General features: G+C 70.4%; 16 protein-coding genes, 1 pseudogene and 2 riboswitches. Of the genes and pseudogenes, 12 read left to right on the top strand and 5 right to left on the bottom strand.

Annotated features, from left to right (window positions below; all coding sequences use genetic code 11):
- Positions 1 to 85 precede the first annotated feature (85 nt).
- Positions 86 to 1,912, bottom strand: a complete 1,827-nt coding sequence (locus ACF1DX_RS09315; RefSeq protein ID WP_391790577.1) for a glycoside hydrolase family 3 protein — start codon at positions 1,910 to 1,912, stop codon at positions 86 to 88.
- Positions 1,913 to 2,239: 327 nt separating this feature from the next.
- Between ACF1DX_RS09315 and ACF1DX_RS09310 the strand changes: the two genes are divergently transcribed.
- The 3 genes from ACF1DX_RS09310 (at position 2,240) to ACF1DX_RS09300 (ending at position 4,451) form a co-directional block, all read left to right on the top strand.
- Positions 2,240 to 2,599, top strand: a complete 360-nt coding sequence (locus ACF1DX_RS09310) for a hypothetical protein (protein ID WP_391790576.1) — start codon at positions 2,240 to 2,242, stop codon at positions 2,597 to 2,599.
- A 109-nt stretch (positions 2,600 to 2,708) separates the two neighbouring features.
- Positions 2,709 to 3,809, top strand: a complete 1,101-nt coding sequence (locus ACF1DX_RS09305) for a glutamate--cysteine ligase (protein ID WP_391790575.1) — start codon at positions 2,709 to 2,711, stop codon at positions 3,807 to 3,809.
- Positions 3,810 to 3,962: 153 nt separating this feature from the next.
- On the top strand, positions 3,963 to 4,451 hold the full coding sequence (locus tag ACF1DX_RS09300) for a GNAT family N-acetyltransferase (protein ID WP_391790574.1): 489 nt from the start codon (positions 3,963 to 3,965) through the stop codon (positions 4,449 to 4,451).
- Positions 4,452 to 5,056: 605 nt separating this feature from the next.
- On the opposite strand, the gene ACF1DX_RS09295 is transcribed toward ACF1DX_RS09300, so the two are convergent.
- Positions 5,057 to 6,022 (bottom strand): glycoside hydrolase family 6 protein, encoded by a 966-nt coding sequence (locus tag ACF1DX_RS09295; RefSeq protein ID WP_391790573.1) that lies wholly within the window; start codon positions 6,020 to 6,022, stop codon positions 5,057 to 5,059.
- A gap of 207 nt (positions 6,023 to 6,229) precedes the next feature.
- Here ACF1DX_RS09295 and ACF1DX_RS09290 point away from each other — a divergent pair, with 207 nt between their 5' ends.
- Entirely contained in the window at positions 6,230 to 7,243 is a 1,014-nt protein-coding gene (locus ACF1DX_RS09290) for a LacI family DNA-binding transcriptional regulator (protein WP_391790572.1), read from the top strand.
- Between the two features lie 253 nt (positions 7,244 to 7,496).
- Here ACF1DX_RS09290 and ACF1DX_RS09285 read toward each other — a convergent pair.
- Positions 7,497 to 7,762: pseudogene (locus ACF1DX_RS09285) on the bottom strand (xylosidase); the annotation flags it as partial.
- 343 nt (positions 7,763 to 8,105) lie between these two features.
- Here ACF1DX_RS09285 and ACF1DX_RS09280 point away from each other — a divergent pair.
- The 3 genes from ACF1DX_RS09280 to ACF1DX_RS09270 all read left to right on the top strand — a co-directional run bounded on the left by ACF1DX_RS09280 (position 8,106) and on the right by ACF1DX_RS09270 (position 11,853).
- On the top strand, positions 8,106 to 9,752 hold the full coding sequence (locus tag ACF1DX_RS09280; RefSeq protein WP_391790571.1) for a glycoside hydrolase family 27 protein: 1,647 nt from the start codon (positions 8,106 to 8,108) through the stop codon (positions 9,750 to 9,752).
- A gap of 163 nt (positions 9,753 to 9,915) precedes the next feature.
- Positions 9,916 to 10,037, bottom strand: a riboswitch (cobalamin riboswitch).
- Between the two features lie 186 nt (positions 10,038 to 10,223).
- Positions 10,224 to 11,204 (top strand): ferric reductase-like transmembrane domain-containing protein, encoded by a 981-nt coding sequence (locus ACF1DX_RS09275; RefSeq protein WP_391790570.1) that lies wholly within the window; start codon positions 10,224 to 10,226, stop codon positions 11,202 to 11,204.
- 54 nt (positions 11,205 to 11,258) lie between these two features.
- Positions 11,259 to 11,386, top strand: a riboswitch (cobalamin riboswitch).
- 62 nt (positions 11,387 to 11,448) lie between these two features.
- Entirely contained in the window at positions 11,449 to 11,853 is a 405-nt protein-coding gene (locus ACF1DX_RS09270) for a (2Fe-2S) ferredoxin domain-containing protein (RefSeq protein WP_391790569.1), read from the top strand.
- Positions 11,854 to 12,271: 418 nt separating this feature from the next.
- Here ACF1DX_RS09270 and ACF1DX_RS09265 read toward each other — a convergent pair whose 3' ends face one another.
- Positions 12,272 to 12,745, bottom strand: coding sequence for a hypothetical protein (locus ACF1DX_RS09265; protein WP_391791200.1), 474 nt, complete (start codon positions 12,743 to 12,745; stop codon positions 12,272 to 12,274).
- Here ACF1DX_RS09265 and ACF1DX_RS09260 point away from each other — a divergent pair.
- On the top strand, positions 12,680 to 13,087 hold the full coding sequence (locus tag ACF1DX_RS09260; RefSeq protein WP_391791174.1) for a DUF4158 domain-containing protein: 408 nt from the start codon (positions 12,680 to 12,682) through the stop codon (positions 13,085 to 13,087). The genes ACF1DX_RS09265 and ACF1DX_RS09260 overlap by 66 nt on opposite strands.
- Here the strand turns inward: ACF1DX_RS09260 and ACF1DX_RS09255 are convergent.
- Complete coding sequence (locus ACF1DX_RS09255) at positions 12,988 to 13,431, bottom strand: Rrf2 family transcriptional regulator (RefSeq protein WP_391790568.1); 444 nt, start codon at positions 13,429 to 13,431, stop codon at positions 12,988 to 12,990. The two genes, ACF1DX_RS09260 and ACF1DX_RS09255, sit on opposite strands and share 100 nt — an antisense overlap.
- A gap of 161 nt (positions 13,432 to 13,592) precedes the next feature.
- Here ACF1DX_RS09255 and ACF1DX_RS09250 point away from each other — a divergent pair, with 161 nt between their 5' ends.
- From ACF1DX_RS09250 to ACF1DX_RS09235, 4 genes are all read left to right on the top strand, one after another.
- Complete coding sequence (locus ACF1DX_RS09250; RefSeq protein ID WP_391790567.1) at positions 13,593 to 14,063, top strand: nuclear transport factor 2 family protein; 471 nt, start codon at positions 13,593 to 13,595, stop codon at positions 14,061 to 14,063.
- Positions 14,064 to 14,422: 359 nt separating this feature from the next.
- Positions 14,423 to 15,079, top strand: coding sequence for a recombinase family protein (locus ACF1DX_RS09245; protein WP_391790566.1), 657 nt, complete (start codon positions 14,423 to 14,425; stop codon positions 15,077 to 15,079).
- Positions 15,080 to 15,239: 160 nt separating this feature from the next.
- On the top strand, positions 15,240 to 16,697 hold the full coding sequence (locus tag ACF1DX_RS09240) for an aldehyde dehydrogenase family protein (RefSeq protein WP_391790565.1): 1,458 nt from the start codon (positions 15,240 to 15,242) through the stop codon (positions 16,695 to 16,697).
- A 68-nt stretch (positions 16,698 to 16,765) separates the two neighbouring features.
- The gene (locus ACF1DX_RS09235) at positions 16,766 to 17,080 is read left to right on the top strand and encodes an SDR family NAD(P)-dependent oxidoreductase (RefSeq protein WP_391790564.1); all 315 of its coding nucleotides are present in this window, start codon (positions 16,766 to 16,768) and stop codon (positions 17,078 to 17,080) included.
- The last annotated feature ends 143 nt before the right edge of the window (positions 17,081 to 17,223 follow it).

Here is a 17,223-nt window from a genome sequence, read left to right as displayed (position 1 = left end):
GCCGGCCTTTGGGGTCTGTCGCAGTCGTGCCGGCCCCGGAGCCGGGGCAGGCACCGGGGCGGAAAGCCGCGTGGGGACGCGGGCGTCAGTCGTCGTACGACAGGCCGTGACCGGTGGGGAAGAGGACCTGGGCCGGATCGTCGGCCCGCTGGACGGGCACGGGCAGCTTGCCGCGTGGCTCGACCCGGCCGGCGATCACCCGGGCGGCGGCGCGCAGTTCGACCTCGGTCCAGCAGTAGGAGACCAGCGAGGCCGGGACGTCGCCGAGGTGGGCGATGTCGTAGGGGTTGCGCACCGCGAGGTGGACGACGGGGACGCCCGTCGCGAGCAGCCGGGACACCAGGGTGCGCTGGGGGCTGGTGGCGCCGACGTTGTCGGTGGTGACCACCACCGCGTCCCGCCCCCGTGCGGCGGCCACGGCCTCGTCGATCTTCGCCGCGTCGGGCGCCCGGCCGGTGGCGAGATGGGTGGTGCGGTAGCCCAGTTCGTCGAACGCCCTGGCCAGCTCGGGCACCGTGGTGCGGGTGTCGTCGGTCGGGAAGGCCGGGCCGGCGCCGACCACGAGCAGCTTTCGCTGCCCGCGGCGCAGCGGGAGCGCCCCGTCCTCGTTGACCAGCAGGGTGGTGGTGCGCTCGGCGATCCGGGCGGCGGCGCGCCGGTGCCCGCGGGCGCCGACGACCCGGTCGACCTCCTTCGGGGAGACGTAGGGGCTGCCGTCGAGCAGGCCGGCCTTGTCCTTGACCCGCAGGATGCGCAGGACCGACTCGTCGAGCCGGTCCTCGGTGATCTCCCCGCTGCGCACGGCGGCCAGGACGCCGTGGTAGGCGACGTCGATGTCCGGCGGGAACAGCAGCTGGTCGGCACCGGCCCTCAGGGCGAGGACGGGCACGCGGTCGTCGCCGTACTTGGTACGCACGCCCTGCATGTTGAGGGCGTCGGTGACGATCACGCCGTCGAAACCGAGTTCGCCGCGCAGCACGCCCTGGAGGATCGTGGGCGACAGGGTGGCCGGGTCGTTGCTGGGGTCGAGCGCGGGGACCTGGAGGTGCGCGGTCATGATCGAGTCGACGCCGGCGGCGATCGCGGCCCTGAAGGGCGGGGCGTCGACGCGCTCCCACTCCTCACGGGTGTGGGTGATCACGGGCAGTCCGGTGTGGCTGTCCTCCCCGGTGTCCCCGTGGCCCGGGAAGTGCTTGGCGCAGGCCACGACGCCGGCCTGCTGATAACCCGTCACCTGGGCCGCCACCATGCGACCGACCGCGCGGGCGTCGGCGCCGAAGGAGCGGATGTTGATGACGGGGTTGGCCGGATTGACGTTGACGTCGGCGACCGGGGCGAAGTTCTGATGGATGCCCAGGGCGGCGAGTTCGGTGCCCGAGATGCGTCCGGCGGTGCGCGCGTCGGAGGGCGAGCGGCCCGCGCCGAGCGCCATCGCGCCCGGCAGTTGCGTGGCGCCGCTGCCGATCCGGACGTTGACCCCGTGTTCCTGGTCGATGGAGATCAGGGACGGGACGGGGGTGGGCAGGGCGAGCGAGGCCCGCTGCACACCGTTGCTCAAGTCCGCGATCTGGCGGGGGTCCTGGATGTTGTTCGTCCAGCCGTGGAAGTAGATGACACCGCCGATGTGGTACTTGGCGATGAGTTCGGCCACGGTGCGCACGCCGAGTTCCCTGAGGTTGCGGTCCTGGTCGAACCGGCTGGGAGAGGTCGCCGACGCACCGTGGAAGTACGGCACGAAAAGCTGGCCGACCTTCGCCTCGACGCTCATCCTGGAGATGATCCTCTTGAGGCGGTCGTCGCGCCTGTGCGCGACCGCGGGGGTGGCCGCCCCGCCCACGACGCCCGTCGCGCTCGCGGCGACCACGGTCGCGGAGGCGAGGGCGGCTCGTCTGGACAGACTTCGGTCCTGCATGCGGACATGCTCCTTCCAGCCTTGCCCAGCAAGGGAGTCGAAGGAAACGTGAAGTGCTCCGAACAGCGGGAAACGTAGCCCGCGGACCACGGGCGGGCAAGAGGTCTAGACAAAACAGGTCGAGACGAGGTGAGGGCTCTCCTGCCGTATGCGGGGGTGCCCTGAGCTGGGCCGACACGGAGAACACGCCGCTTCCCGCGGTCCTCGGGACGCCTGGTGCTCCAGCCGGACTTTCGCGTTTCTCCTGGTCGGCGGCTCGTCGGTGGGGGAGTGCGGCGGGGGCTCGGCACGGGTGGGGCGGTCCTGGGCTGGGCATCCCGTCCACGTGTGCCCACGGTCGTATGCGATGACGTCGCGGTGATCTACGGTGTCCCGACGAACGACCGGGACCTGGAACTCGAAGAAATCTTCCCGCGCACCGGAGCCCGTTTCACTCGGGTGGAGGGCCGCCGGCCCGCCCGCCTCGGCCCGCGTGCGGCCGCCGCCGACGAGCCCCGGCGCCGCCCCTTCGCCTCACTGGGCCCGGAGGGCGTACCCACCGCTCCGGGCACCCGTACGGTGTCCTACGACCCCCACGCCCACAGTCCTGCCGGTCTCCGTCCCACCGGACGACCGCGCCGGCTCCGCGACACGGCGCACGTCGGATCCCGCCACGGACGGACCGGCGGCGGGCACGACGGGCGATAGGCGGATTTTCCGGTGGTGAAGGTGGCCCACTTCCCTGGATATTGGTCTGGTAGGACCGTGGCACTCCGCAATCATCATCCCTGCGTGGCGTGACGGTGACGAAAGGCCGATGATGACCACGACCGTCGGTGTGGAAGAGGAGTACATGCTGGTGGAGCCGGGCACCGGCCGGCTGGTGCCACGCGCGGAGAAGGTGCGGGCGGCGGTGGGGCTGGAACCGTTCGTCACCGCGGGCGAGATCCAGCCGGAACTGCTGCAGGCACAGATCGAGGTGGCCACCCCGGTGTGCCACACGCTGGACGAGGTCGGCGGACACCTGTTGCGTCTGCGGCACGCCGTGGCCGGGGCCGCGGAGGCGCACGGGTGCCGGATCGTGGCGAGCGGCACACCACCGCTGCGGGCGGCACTGCCGGTGCCTGTCACCGACCAGGCCCGCTACCGGGCCCTCCAGCGGCAGGCACCGCAGCTGGTGGCCGAGCAGCTGGTCAATGGCATGCACGTCCACGTCGCCGTCCCCAGCCGGTACGCCGGCGTCCAGGTACTGAACCGGATCCGCGTCTGGCTGCCGCTGCTGACCGCCATGTCGGCCAACTCTCCCGTCTGGGAAGGCCACGACACCGGCTTCGCCAGCTGGCGCACCGTGGTCTTCGGGCGCTGGCCGGTCAGTGGTGTCCCGCCGCGTTTCGCCGACGACTCGGACTACGACGCACGGGTACGCCGTCTGCTGACGGCCGGGGCGATCGGCGACACCGGCCAGCTGTACTGGCAGGCGCGTCTGTCCGAGAACTACCCCACGGTCGAGATCCGCTGCCTCGACGTCCAGCTGCGCACGGACGAAGCGGTGATGTTCGCCGGGCTGCTGCGGGCCCTCGTCGACACCGCCCTGCGTGAGACGGCCGACGGGATCGAGGACCCCGACCCGGATCCGGAGCTGGTGGACGCGGCGATGTGGCAGGCCGCGCGGTACGGACTGAGCGGCGACCTGATCGATCCGGGAGGCGGGCGCCGGCGGGCGGAGGACGTCGTGCACAGGCTGCTGACGCATGTCGGCCCTGCCCTGGAGGAGTCCGGCGACGGCCGGGAGGTGACCTCACTGGTCCATCGTCTGCTGCGGACGGGTACGGGCGCGGACCTCCAGCGTCACACGCTGGCCGAGCACGGCCTTGACGCGCTCATGACCATGATCGTCGAAGCCGGCGGCGTGCCCTGACCGCCCGGATCGGCGGCGGAGGCAACCGGTGGCACGGCAGCCGCGGGAGGGGACGGATTTCCGTCCGGCTTCAGAAGTGCGCGGCGCGGGGACGCCTGCCCGAGCGGCCGACCCGCCGCGCGAAGACACCCTCCGGTGCGAAATACTCTGCTGATGAGCTCCCGCACGTCACCGATCAGCCAGCCGATCACGATACGGAGGGCCGTCGCGCGGGACGCCAAGCGGCTCACGCGGCTCGTGCGTGGATCAGGCGCCTACGAGGGGAAATACGCGGCGGCGGTCGCGGGCTACCGGGTCGGTCCTGATTACATCGAGGCCCACCGCGCCTTCGTGGCCGTGGGGGCCGACGAGCAGGGAGGCCGGATCCTCGGGTTCTACTCGCTCGTCCTCGCTCCACCGGAGCTCGACCTGTTGTTCGTCGCGGACGAAGCGCAGGGACGGGGGATCGGACGGCTGCTCGTCGCGCACATGCGGTCCGAGGCCCGTGCCGCCGGGCTGGACCGTGTCAAGGTCGTGTCGCATCGTCCCGCCGAGGGCTTCTACCACCGCGTCGGCGCGGTGCGGACCGGGACAGCGCTCGCCCGCCCGCCCGCCGTGCCGTGGGACCGTCCCGAATTCGAGTTCCGCATTCCTTCGGAATGACACGGTGCCGGTTCGCGGGGCACCGGCTTCGCCCGCGGGGTGGCCGGCCTGCGCATGCGGGAGCCGAGGGACGCCGCGCGCTGTCCTGTGCCGTCGTCTCCGCCCTGGCGGGGCTCGCTGCGGTGCCGTACGCGGACATGGCGATCGAATTCCCTGTCCGCTCCCTGCGACTCGGCACCCCGTACGTACCTCGAAGGGACATCCCGTGCACCCGGTTCGGTCCGGGGGCGTCGGGGGCTGCAGAGTATGCCGCCCCCGACGCCCCCGCCTGCCGACCGTGACCGACCTGGCGCATCCGCTTCCTCGGAGCGGCACGATCGGTCACCCGAGTTCGATGTCAGGTCCAGCCGCAACGCGGTACCGGGCCATGGCCTGTCAGCACTTCTGACAGCAACACCGGTTTCGGTCGTCACACCATCGACGCTGCACCCTCCACCCGAGTCGAAGGCCAAGGTGTGGTCGACGCACCGGAGAGGCTCGCCCCACCACCGCGAGTGCTCCCGCCCGCACGCATCACCCGAACCGGCGATCGGGCAACGCCTGCTGCGGTCGCCGGCGTCTGGGGCGGGCCGCCGGTCGCCTGTGCGGGCGGCGGGAATCCCGGATCAGTAGCCGTAGATCATCTTGTAGGCGACCTCGGGGAGGAACTGGCCGGCCGTGGAGCCGGTTCCGACACCGCAGTTGCCGTCGGACTCGCCCGGCGTCTTGATCCACAGGAGCATCTCGGCGCCTCCGCCCGTCCGGGTGGGCGTGCCGATGCGGCGGCCGGAGGGGTTGCACCACTGGCCGTTGGAGCCGTTGCCGTTGCGGCTGGTGTCCACGACGAACGGCTTGGTGTAGCCGTAGCGGGCGGCCAGTTCGTTGTTGACGGCGTTGCCGTAGGCGGTGTTCTCGGCGGTGGTGATGTAGTTGGAGACGTTGAGCGAGAAGCCGTGAGCCTGTCGAAGGCCGGCTTCGTGGAGGCGCCGGGCCATGGTCGCCGCGTCGGCCCAGCGCGGGTTGCCGGCGTCCATGTAGACCCAGGTGTTGGGGGCCTGGCGGTTGAACTCGGCGAGGGCACCGGTGAGCATGGCCTCGCGTTCGTCGATCTGGGCCTGGGTCATGCAGCCGTAGTCTCCGAGGGAGTCCGGTTCGAGGATGACGACGGCCGGGCGGGCCGCGATGCCTCCGGCGAACTGAGCGATCCAGTTGGCGTAGGCGGACGGCGAGGCGGCTCCGCCGGCGGAGTGCCCGCCGCAGTAGTCACGGTGGTAGATGTTGTAGGCGACGAGGATGGGCAGCTTGCCCCGGTAGTCCGCCGCTCCGGCGTAGGCACCTGTCGCGGTGCCGATGGTGCCGCTCCAGGAGCCGAACCAGCGGGCCATCGGTGTGTTGGCGATGGAGGCGTTGATCGCGGCGGCCCGGCCGTCGCCGGGGTTGGCGGCCGCCCACCGCCTCGCGCTCGAGTCGGGGTCCACGTAGAACCCGTTGGTCATGGTGGTGGGGTCGGCCGCGTGGGCGGAGGGTGCGGCGGCGAAGGCCAGCGGCAGAGCACAGAGCGCTGCCATCAGTGTGCGGAGTCTGCGGCTCAAGACAGTACCTCGGTTTCGGAGGAGGTGTGCTTGGGAGCGCTCCCACTGGAAGCGGTCCCAATCGTGTGGGTGGGTGGTTGGGGTGTCAACAGTCTGCGCAGCATTCGGCTTTCACAGGGAGGCGTAGGTCCTGTGGGCCGCCCTACTGGAAGCGGTCCCATATCCTGCGTCCCTGAGCGCTCCCCGCCTGTGAAAGACTCACGAGCCATGGCAGAAGCAGCGCCGCGTCGGCGTCCGACGCTCGACGAGGTGGCCGAACGCGCCGGCGTTTCCCGCTCCGTGGCCTCCCGCGCCCTCAACAACGCCCCGCACGTCAGCCGCGCCAAGCGCGAGGCTGTCGAACGGGCCGTGCGGCAACTCGGTTACGTACCCAATCCGACCGCCCGCGCGCTGGCCACCCGTCAGACGGGAGCGGCCGCCCTGGTCGTCTCGGGAGAGGATCCGTCGATCTTCGCCGATCCGTTCTTCGCCCGGGTGATCGTGGGGGCGTCGGCCGCCCTGGACGAGGCGGATCTGCATCTGATGCTGTGCCTGGCCGCTTCCGACCGGGGCCGCAAGCGGGTCGAGGAGCTCCTGCGGTCCAGGGGCGCGGACGGTGTGATGCTGATGGCGCTGCGCGAGGGCGATCCGCTGACCCGGATGGCCGACGAGGCGCAGATGCCCGTCGTGTTCGGCGGGCGCCCGGTCGGTCCGGCTCCCCGGTGGTACGTGGACGTGGACAACGTCGGCGGAGCGCGCGAGGCGACCGAGCATCTGGTCTCACTCGGCCGGAGGCGCGTGGCCGTGATCTGCGGGCGTCTGGACACCGAGGCCGGGCGCGCCCGGTACCGCGGCTACCGGGACGCCATGCTGGGCGCCGGTCTCGATCCGTTCCCGCCGCTGGAGGGGGACTTCACCGAGCGCAGCGGAGCCGCCGCCATGGCCGCGCTGCTGGCGGAACACCCCGGCGTGGACGGAGTGTTCGCCGCCAACGACAACATGGCGGCGGGAGCGCTGCGCACCGTGCGGGAGGCCGGCCGACGGGTCCCCGCCGACGTCGCCGTGGTCGGCTTCGACGACCTGACGGCCGCCCAGATCGCCGATCCGCCGCTCACCACCGTCCATCAGCCCATAGAGGCTCTCGGACGGGAGATGGCGCGCATGCTCGTCGCGCTCGTCAACGGGCAGGACCCCACCCCGTTGGTCCTCCCCACCCGCTTGGCCGTCCGGGCCAGCGCCTGACTCCTCACTGTCCGGGAGGGGCGGGCCCCGGTCCGAACGGGTTGCTCCCGGACGCGGCGCGGGGCGTCCAAGGAGCCGGCCGGGGTGGTCGGGGTCCAGCGGCGGAAGCAGCGACTGCCGTCCGGTCCGATGGCTCGGGTGCTGGTTGCGGCCTGCCCCTTCTTCCGCCGATGCCGGTCGCGGTGCCGGGTTCATCGGGACGGTCGTGGCCGGCACGCTCAGGACGGATGCCCGGCGAAGACCGAGCTGTTTCAGCGGGCTCCCCGTTCACCAGGTCGTACGACCGCAGAACGGGCGCGCCCGGCGAGTAGTGCATGGTCGAGGCCGAGGCGTAGGAGGTGTCGCCGACGCGAATGATGTCGATGCCCGCGAAATCCTGCCAGATCACCGGGTTCGTGTACTGCGCCGCGGTCGCGAGGGCGGGCCCAGGAGGGAGGAGGGCGCCGACGGCCAGGCCGCGGTGGCGGCCGCGAGCGTGCGGCGACGGGTGAAAAATTGATGGGGCCATGACAGATTTATGGAGGTACTCACCTCGGGTTCATCGATCGGAGCGACTCCGCCGCATTCGGAATATCGAACATGGTGCGACGTGTCGAGCATTCTGGATGACAGGAGGTCGACGTACCCGTCAACCCTTCTCGCGCGAGTCGTGCGCCGCTTCGAAATGTTCGAAGCGGCTGATGTGGAGTCGGTATGCCTCGTCCCTGCTCCCTTGCTGATCACGCGACACATCCTGCTCCTCGAGGAGGTGTTGACACGGCCGGTCGCCTCTCTAGTATCCGTGGAACACCTGACGTTTCCGAACGGCAATCGAAATTTCGAACCTTCTCCTCTCCCCCTCTTCCCTGCCGAAGGAGTCCCGGTGCCCAGACGATCAGGCGGACGACTGTTCCGCTTCCTCGCGGCCGCCGCGCTGACGGTGACCGCGTCCGTGACGGCCTCGGCGCAGTCCACCGCCACGGCCGCGCCGGGCAGTCCGGCGCTCACCCCACCACTGGGGTGGAACAGCTGGAACAGCTTCGGGTGCGGGATCACCGAGGCCCAGGTCCGCCAGGCCGCCGACGCGATGGTGTCCTCGGGCATGCGGGACGCCGGCTACCGGTACGTGGTGGTCGACGACTGCTGGTTCGACCCGCAGCGTGACGCGCAGGGCAACCTGCGGGCCAACCCGGCGAAGTTCCCGAGCGGGATGAAGGCCCTCGGGGACTACATCCACGGCAAGGGCCTGAAGTTCGGCATCTACCAGGTGCCGGGCGAGCGCACCTGCGCGCAGACCGTGGGCACTTACCCGGGCGCCACGGGCAGCAGGGGCCACGAGGTCCAGGACGCCGCCACGTTCGCCACGTGGGGGGTCGACTACCTCAAGTACGACTGGTGTTCCTCGAGCGGCACGCGTGACGAGCAGGTCGCGCGGTTCACGCTGATGCGTGATGCCCTGCGCGCCACCGGTAGGCCGATCGTCTACAGCATCAACCCCAACAGCTTCCACGCCATCACGGGGTCCACGTACGACTGGGGCGAGGTCGCCGACCTGTGGCGGACGACCGAGGACCTGCTCGACATCTGGCAGAACGGCAACACCAACAGCTACCCGATGGGCGTCGGCAACGTCCTGGACGTCAACGCGCCGCTGGCCGCACAGTCCGGCCCGGGACACTGGAACGACCCCGACATGCTGGTCGTCGGCCGCCCCGGCCTGTCGCTGACCGAGTCCCGCTCCCACTTCGCCCTGTGGGCGCTGATGAGTGCCCCGCTGATGGCCGGCAACGACATCCGCACGATGTCCGCCGACGTCAGCGCGATCCTGCGCAACCCGCGCCTGCTGGCGGTGAACCAGGACTCCCGGGGCGCGGGCGGACGCAGGGTGCGCGACGACGGTGACATCGAGGTGTTCGCCAAGCCCCTGGCGGACGGTTCGGTCGCGGTGGGGCTGTTCAACCGGGGCCAGAGCGCGGCGACGGTCACCACGACGGCCGCCCAGATCGGCCTGGGCGGAGGACCGTTCACCCTCACCGACCTGTGGAACGGCGGCACGTCGAGCACGTCCGGGCAGATCTCGGCGAGCGTCCCCGCGCACGGCGTCGTCGCGTACCGGGTGAGCGGCGGCAGCCCGACGGCCGCCACCACCTCACGCCTGCGGGGCAACGCCTCCGGCCGCTGCGTGGACGTGGACAACGCCTCCACGACCGCCGGCGCCGCGACTCTGCTGTGGGACTGCCACACCGCCGCCAACCAGCTGTGGACCACATGGGCGGGCGGCGAGATCCGCGTCTACGGCGACAAGTGCCTGGACGCCTACAACCAGGGCACCACCAACGGCACCCGTGTCATCACCTGGCCCTGCAACGGCCAGGACAACCAGAAGTGGACCGTCGGCTCCGACGGCTCGATCCGCAACGTCCGCTCCGGACTGTGCCTCGACGCCAACGGGGCCGGCACCGCCAACGGGACCCCGCTGGTGCTGTGGACCTGCAACGGCCAGGCCAACCAGAAGTGGACCCGCGCGTGAGTGACACGGCACCGGGGCATGGCCGGAGCGACAACACCCCGGCCGCGGCCTTCCGCACGGCTGCCGCATCCGCCGGCCCGGCCGCCCCCGGCTCTGGGGGAAACAGCTGGGACGCGTGAAGCCTCCTGGAGTCCGCGCTCCGTGGGACGGGCCCACGACGGACCAGTGTCCTGACTCCCGGATCGACGTTCCCCACGCCTTCCCGCGCACAGCGCAGTGGTATGTCGGAGAGGCGCTCCCCGGTCACAGTGGCGGGACCGTGCCGGATGCGCACCGGCTTCCTGTCTCCCGAGCCGACGGCAGAAGGTCGTGCGGACCCGGCCGCACGCAACGCGTTGGAGGCACGCTCGACGGCGTGCACGGCCAGTCTGGCCGGATACCGCCTCGGGCATCACCACCCCCTCGGCCAGACTTGTTGTCTCACGCCACATGCGCACCGCTGCCGCGGTGCCCGTGCCCGGGAGGCCCCTGATGACGTCGGACGTGAGGCCGGACGAAGACGGGGCAGCGGCCCCGCCCGGACGGCGACGGCCTTCCGGTGACCGCGTCGCGCTGCGCGGCGACCTGCGGTCCGCCCTGCCCGACGCCGGCGCGGCGGTGGTGGTCACGGTGCTCGTGTTCGCGTTCCTGTGGGCGCGCATGGAGTCGGGTGCTTCGGACACCGTCGCGGTCATGCCGTTCATGGACGATCCCGGCACCTACTGGATGTACCTGCTCAGCCAGGCGTTCGGCTGGTCGGGGCTGCTGTGGGCGTGGGGCACGGTCATGCTCGGTCTGCTGCTGTCGGGACCGCGCCCCGCCCGGTTGCCGGTCTCCCGGCAGGTACTGGAGCGCTGGCACCGCACCACGAGCCTGACGACCATGGCGCTGATGTTCGCCCACGCGCTGATGTTCGCGGCGGAACTCGTGCGCTACGAGACGAAGGTGGACTGGGCCGAGCGGCTGTGGGTGGCCTTCGCGGACACCTTCGTGCCGGGCTGGTACGACTCCGGCACCGGCCAGGTCGCCATCCCGATCGGCCAGGGCGCCCTGTACCTGGCGATTCCGCTGGGGCTGCTGTTCTACGTCCGGCACCGCATCGGGACGAACACCTGGCGGCGGCTGCACCGTTTCGTGATCGTCGTGTACGTGCTGAGCGTGTGGCACACGCTGCTGTACGGAACCAGCGTCTGGTACGGGGAGTGGCCGCGCACCGTCCTGTGGCTGCTGCAACTCCCGGTCGCCGTACTGCTGTTGCTCCGTCTGCTGAGACCTGCCCGGCGGGCCGAACGGCTGGGCTCCCCCGGCGGGGGCGCGGCCCGGCCGGGGTGGTGGGTGCGGGTGGCGGGACGGGGCGCCGTCGCGGCCGTCGTCGTCGGGCTGGTCGTCGTGGTGGTGTCCGGCCGCGACGGCGGACGGGACCGCCCGACCCATCCGCCCGCGACGGCCCCCCACGCCCAGGAGACGGACTGACGGCCGGCACGGCGTCCCGGGATGGGATGATGGCCGGCGACAGGGCGACGGCGGAACGAGGAAGACGGTGCGAATCCGGCGCGGTCCCGCCACTGTGATCGGCGAGCGAGTCCCGTACGAGCCACTGCCCGGCAGCGGGTGGGAAGGCCGGGACGAGCATCGCCCCGAGAGCCAGGAGACTCACGCGGTCGCCTCCTCGACGGACCACCGGGGCGGATCTCCCCGGAGAGAGGAACGGCACCGCATGCCCGCAACGCCGACCGGACGGACGACGGACGACGCGAGGACCGAGGCGGCGGCCGGCCCCGTACCGTGCCGCGTCGTCGTGTGCCGCGACTGCTGCTGCGGCAGCCCCAAAGTGACCGGAGTCGACCACGCGGCCCAGACGGCACGTCTGCGCGCTCAGGTGCCGGTGCGGGTGTCCGCCTGCCTCGACGTCTGCGAACACGCCAACGTCATCGTCGTCCAGCCCTCCGCGCAGGGCAGGGCCGCAGGTGCCCGGCCCGTCTGGCTCGGACTGGTCAACGACCCGGACGCGACCGAGGACATCGCCGCCTGGGCACGCGCCGGCGGGCCGGGCGTCGCACCCCGGCCGGACATCCTCGACCTGTACACCATCACGCCGCCACGACGGCGCCCGGCCTCCTGACCGCACGGACGGAGAGGCCGAAGCCGCTGCCTCTGCCGCCGCCCGCCGAACGGCTCGAAGCGCGGTGACCGCGGGCCGGCCGGTGACGTACGCCGCCGATCCCGGCGATCGTCGACGACAGCCCGAACGACGAGGCCAGCGAGGGGCCGTTCCGCATACGCGTTCGACTCGTCATGCGGTTTGTCTTCCAGCGCTGCCCTCGGGGACGCTGCATTTGCGATCGCAGCCATGACGGACGACATTCCGAGCGGCTGGACACCGAGGCGTCCTTTGCGGCCCTTTGTGGAGTTGGCCCATCGAATACTCCTTCGGCTGAAGTAGTACGCGCCGGCTCAACCGCGGCGGCGACTGCGGGCCAACGCCGCCCTGCACCGCATCGTCTTCACCGGGCGCGCCCCGACCCGCGCACCCAGGCGTACTACGAACGCCGCGCCCAGGAGGGCAAGAAGCGGGCATCTTCGGGGATGCGTTCGTCGACGTCTTCAAGTCGCCCTTCGTCCGCGCCGAGGACCCGCACGACGCGTTCACCGGCGAGAACGGCGGCGCCAGCGCCTTCGTCCACAAGTACCTCCCCGTCCGCCCCGCCTACCGCCTCCACCGCGCCGGATCCATGCTGCGCCGGCAGGGCTGCGACGCCCTCGCCGACCTGTACGCCGAAGCCGCCGAAGAACTGACCCAGCGGATCGCCCTCGTCGGAATCGGCGGCCTGACGGGATGGCGCGGAGCCGCGGTCGAGCCGGGCGGGGGACGTTACTACGGGGAACCGAGTTCGACGCACTTCGGACTCCCCGTCGTTCGGGTCGTCGGGGGCAGTCCGCTGGGGGGTGTGACCTCGATCGAGCGGACCGCGTATCCGCGGTTCAAGCGGCTGATCACCGCGCATGAGCTGCATCTGTTCTTCTCGCCGACTCCTGACGAGCTGGAGTGGGCGGCCGGGGCGACGGACGGGGATGAGTATCTGCTGGCCTTGTTGCTGATGCTGAAGTCGTATCAGCGCATGGGGTGTTTTTCGGCGCTGGAGGACGTGCCGGAGCAGGTGGTGGAGTTCGTGCGGCGGCACACGCTCACGTCACTCCGCCCCGGTGGGCAGAACCCACGCCGAACCCCACGGTTCGCACGGGGTCGCCCAGCTGATCAGAGAGGCTGGCGAGGTGCCGCGAGTACGTCCCGGAGTACGGTCTCGAGCGTGACGCGGGCCAGTTCGTGTCTCAGGGTCTCCTCGATGTCCTGGTAGATGCCCCGCATTGCCGGCTGGATGCCGTGACCCACCACGCATCCCTGGTCCGGGGTGGTGCGGTGCATCGCGAACAGCGGGCCGGGTTCCACTGCCTCGTACACGTCGAGCAGGGTGATCGACTCCAGCTCGCGTGCCAGCGACCAGCCCGCGCCCGCGCCCCGCCGGGACTCCACGAGGCCGGCCCCGCGCAGTTCGCCGAGCAGTCGTCTGATCACCACGGGGTTGGTGTTCGCGCTGGTCGCGATCTGCTCGGAGGTGGCGACCTCGTGGCCCTGGCGCTGGTAGAGACCGATCCAGGCCAGCGCGTGGGCGGCGATGGTCAGCCTGCTGTTGGCGCTCATGATCCCTCCTCCGGTCGCAACGCTCCATGTTACGACAGTGCAGTCGCAACAGTGAAGGTTGCGACAATCCGCCGTAACAACTATTGTTACGACAGCCGGGAAGGGTCGATCAAAGACAAGCGCGGACCGTGAGCGTGTTGCGAACTCAAAGGAGAACAGGAATGGAAAGTAACGAAAAGACCATTCGCGAGGCTTACCGGCTCGCGGAAGGGGACGTTCTCGACGGTGACGGTTTCTTGGCCTTGTTCACCGAGGACGGGTCGTTCAACGACATGTCGACCTCGCAGAGTTTCCGCGGAGAGCAGATTCCTCAGGTGATCGCGGGCCTCGCCCGCTCCTTCCCCGATGTACACCGTGAGCTGCTCGAGGTACATGCGTTCGGTGATGTCGTCGCCGTCGAGTTGCGAATCCAGGGCACGCATCTCGGAGGGTTTCCGACTCCGGTCGGCGAGATCCCACCGACCGGGAACCGGATCGACGTGCCGGCGGCGGACCTCTGGTACCTCCGTGACGGAAAGATCGAAAGGTTCAATTGCTACAACTTGATGAGCGTGTGGCTTGATCAAATGGGGGTCCACCCTGACTTCAAGTCCGCAGTCGAAGCCACCGAGACAGCAGCCACGACGGCGTAACTCTGCCGGTCAGCGCCGAGTATGCGACAAGACACTCCCTTCTTCGGGCCGCATACCCGGCGCTGCTTCTTGAACAAAATTGTTGTTCGCACCCAACCGCCGGCACGACCCGGCAGGCCGACTCATCGAGTATCAGCAGTCCTGGCCGGCAGGCAGGGCAACGACCCATATCGAGTGACGTTCTCCGGGCCCGCCTCCACGAGACACACGGTTGCGACGAGACCCCACCTCAAAGATCATCGAGGTACGCGGGGCCGGACTGCTCTTCCCCATGCCGCCAAGCCCCGCGCATCCGACGCTGACCGTGGACGAGTTCCACGCGTGCGCGGACCGCGGAGGGCTCGCCCTGCCATGAGTCCGTGACGATCACGAGAACCGGCGCGGAGGCCGGCGTAAGAGACGGCACCACCCGCGCCCCTTGCTCCGCCCTTGGGCAGGACGACGCCCAGCTCGACGCCTTGCGGGCCACGGCATCCCGAGGGACAAGATCTTCAGCGAGAAGATCAGCACCCGCGTCCGCGGAGGGCCCAGTTCGAGGAGGCGCTCGTACGGCGCGGGAGGTCAAGGTCCACGCCCCGCACTGCCGCGTCATCTTTACCGTGTACGAGATGAAGCGGCTCGGCCGCGACGCCGCCGAACTCACCGCGCTCGCCGACCACCTCACCGCCCACGGCCCGGTCCTGGAGATGCTCGCCGGGCCCCTGCCCGGCATCCACGGCCCCACCGGCCCCGGCAAGCTGCTGTTCGCGTTCTTCGCGGCGATGGCGGAGACCGAACGGGAGAACATCCCGGAGTCGACGCTGGAGGGGCTCGACACCGCGGCCCGCAAGGGCAAGCACGGCGGCCGACCCCCGGTCAAGAGTTCCGAGCCCGTGAACTGCACGAACGCCTCGGCATGCCCACCGGCGAGGCATCCGTCGACATCACCCGCAGCCGCCTCGGACACCTCACCCGCCAAGGCTTCCTCACTCAACCCGGACGAGGCCGCCACCGGAAGCGGACTCAACGTCCACTGAGAGCCACCGGTCGGGTCTCAGCACTGCCCCGGTACTGACGTGAGCGAGCCGTCGGCCGGATGTCCGTCAGCTGACGGAGGCTGTCGGCACGGTGGCCGAGCCATTCTCGTGGAGACATCGAATCCGCCCGGTACCCGGGCGAGACCACGAGGAGCGGACCATGAACACCATCGCGCAGCACTGGATCAACGGACAGTGGACCGGCTCCGGCTCGGTTCTGGAATCGGTCAGCCCGGCCGACGGCACCGTCGTCGGCTCGTTCTACGACGGTGGCGAGGCAGAGGCCTCGGCCGCCGTGGACGCCGCCGCCACCGCGTTCGCGACCACCGAATGGGCGCGCACTCCCTCGCTCCGGGCGACCGCGCTCAGCCGGCTGGCCGACGCCCTCGAGGCCCGGGTACCCGAGGTCGCGGCCATGCTGTCCCGGGAGAACGGCAAGCTGCTGGGTGAGACCACGTGGGAGGTCAGCGGTGCGGTCGGGTGGCTGCGGTACGCGGCGGCCTCTGTGCGCACCCAGACCGCCGGGCGCGCCGCCGAGACGGCACCCGGCCAGTACACCCACTCGGTGCCCGAGCCGCTCGGTGTCGCCGGGATCATTTCTCCCTGGAATTCCCCCATCATGCTGACCGTGCGGGCACTGGGCCCGGCGCTGGCCGCCGGCTGCACCGTCGTGGTCAAGCTTCCGGCTCAGACGGCGCTGACCAATGAGCTTTTCGCGCAGGTCCTGGCCTCGGTCCCGGAGATCCCGGCGGGCGTGGTCAGCGTGTTCACCGAGTCCGGCAACACCGGGGCCCCGTTCCTGGTCTCCTCGGACAAGGTCGACGTGATCAACTACACCGGCAGTACGCCGGTCGGGCGCCGTATCGCGGCCGCGGCCTCCACCACGCTCAAGCGGCTCGGTCTGGAACTGGGCGGCAAGGCGCCGATGGTGATCTTTCCCGACGCCGATCTGGACATGGTGATCCCGACTGTTGTGCAGTCGCTGGTGCTGATGAACGGGCAGTTCTGCTGCACCGGCTCCCGTGTACTGGTTCACCGGGACATCGCCGACCAGGTGCGCACTCGGCTCACCGCCGCGCTCGCACAGGTGCGGCTCGGCTCGGGCGACGACGAGAAGGCCCAGCTCGGCCCGGTGATCGACCGGGCGTCCGCCCAGCGGGTGGACGCGATCGTCGAGGAAGCCGCCTCGTACGGCACGGTGCTGCTGCGCGGCGGTGTGGTCACCGACGGCCCGCTGGCCGCCGGCGCGTTCTACCGGCCGAGCCTGATCGAGGTGGACCGCACCGACGTCCGGATCGTGCAGGAAGAGGTCTTCGGTCCGGTCCAGACGTTCGAGATCTTCGACGACGAGGACGACGCCGTGACCAAGGCGAACGCCACCATCTACGGCCTGGCCGCCTCGGTGTTCAGCTCGGACTCGATGAAGGCCCGCCGGATCGCCCGGCGCATCCGCACCGGCACGGTATGGATCAACACCTGGGGAGCCATCAGCGAGGACTTCGAGGAGGGCGGCGTCAAGGGAAGCGGTTACGGCTACCTGTGCGGCCCGCGAGCGATCGAGGAGTTCCAGGCCCTCAAGGTGTACGTGGAGCAGGACCACACCCAGTCCGCTCACTGATCAGATCATGACCTGGCCCAGCGCCCACCTGGGCGCCGGGCAGCCCTCCTGCACAGGAAGGGTGCACCATGGCCTCGATTCTGATCACCGGAGCGACGAACGCTCCTGGTCTCGCTCTGGCTGAGGAGCTTGCGGAAGCCAGGCACCAGTTGCTTCTGCACGGTCGTAACCCGCAGCGACCGGTGCCGGTCGCGCAACGTTTCGGGGCCGGGCAATACATCGCCGACCTGTCCGCTCCGGCCGAGACTCAGCGACCCGCGGCCGAAGTGGCGGCACGGCACGGTCGCCTCGACGTGCTGGTCAACAACGCGGGTGTGGCTTCACCTGGAACGGCACCATCCGGAGCATGCCGGCAGACGGATACCAGCAGCGGCCGGCGGTGAGCCATCCGAGCCCTGTGCCGCCCACCCGGCGACTGCTGCCGCTGTTGTGCTCGGGCAGCCCATCACGCAGCGGCAACATCGCCTCGGTCGCCCAGGAGCCGATGGAACCAAAACGATACGCAGCATTTCGATGTGGAGTGGTC

Source organism: Streptomyces sp. NPDC014676 (genome assembly GCF_043084105.1).
Taxonomy (GTDB): Bacteria; Actinomycetota; Actinomycetes; order Streptomycetales; family Streptomycetaceae; genus Streptomyces.
The sequence above is the reverse complement of the archived record's forward strand: the minus strand, read 5'-3'. Positions and strand labels throughout refer to the sequence as shown.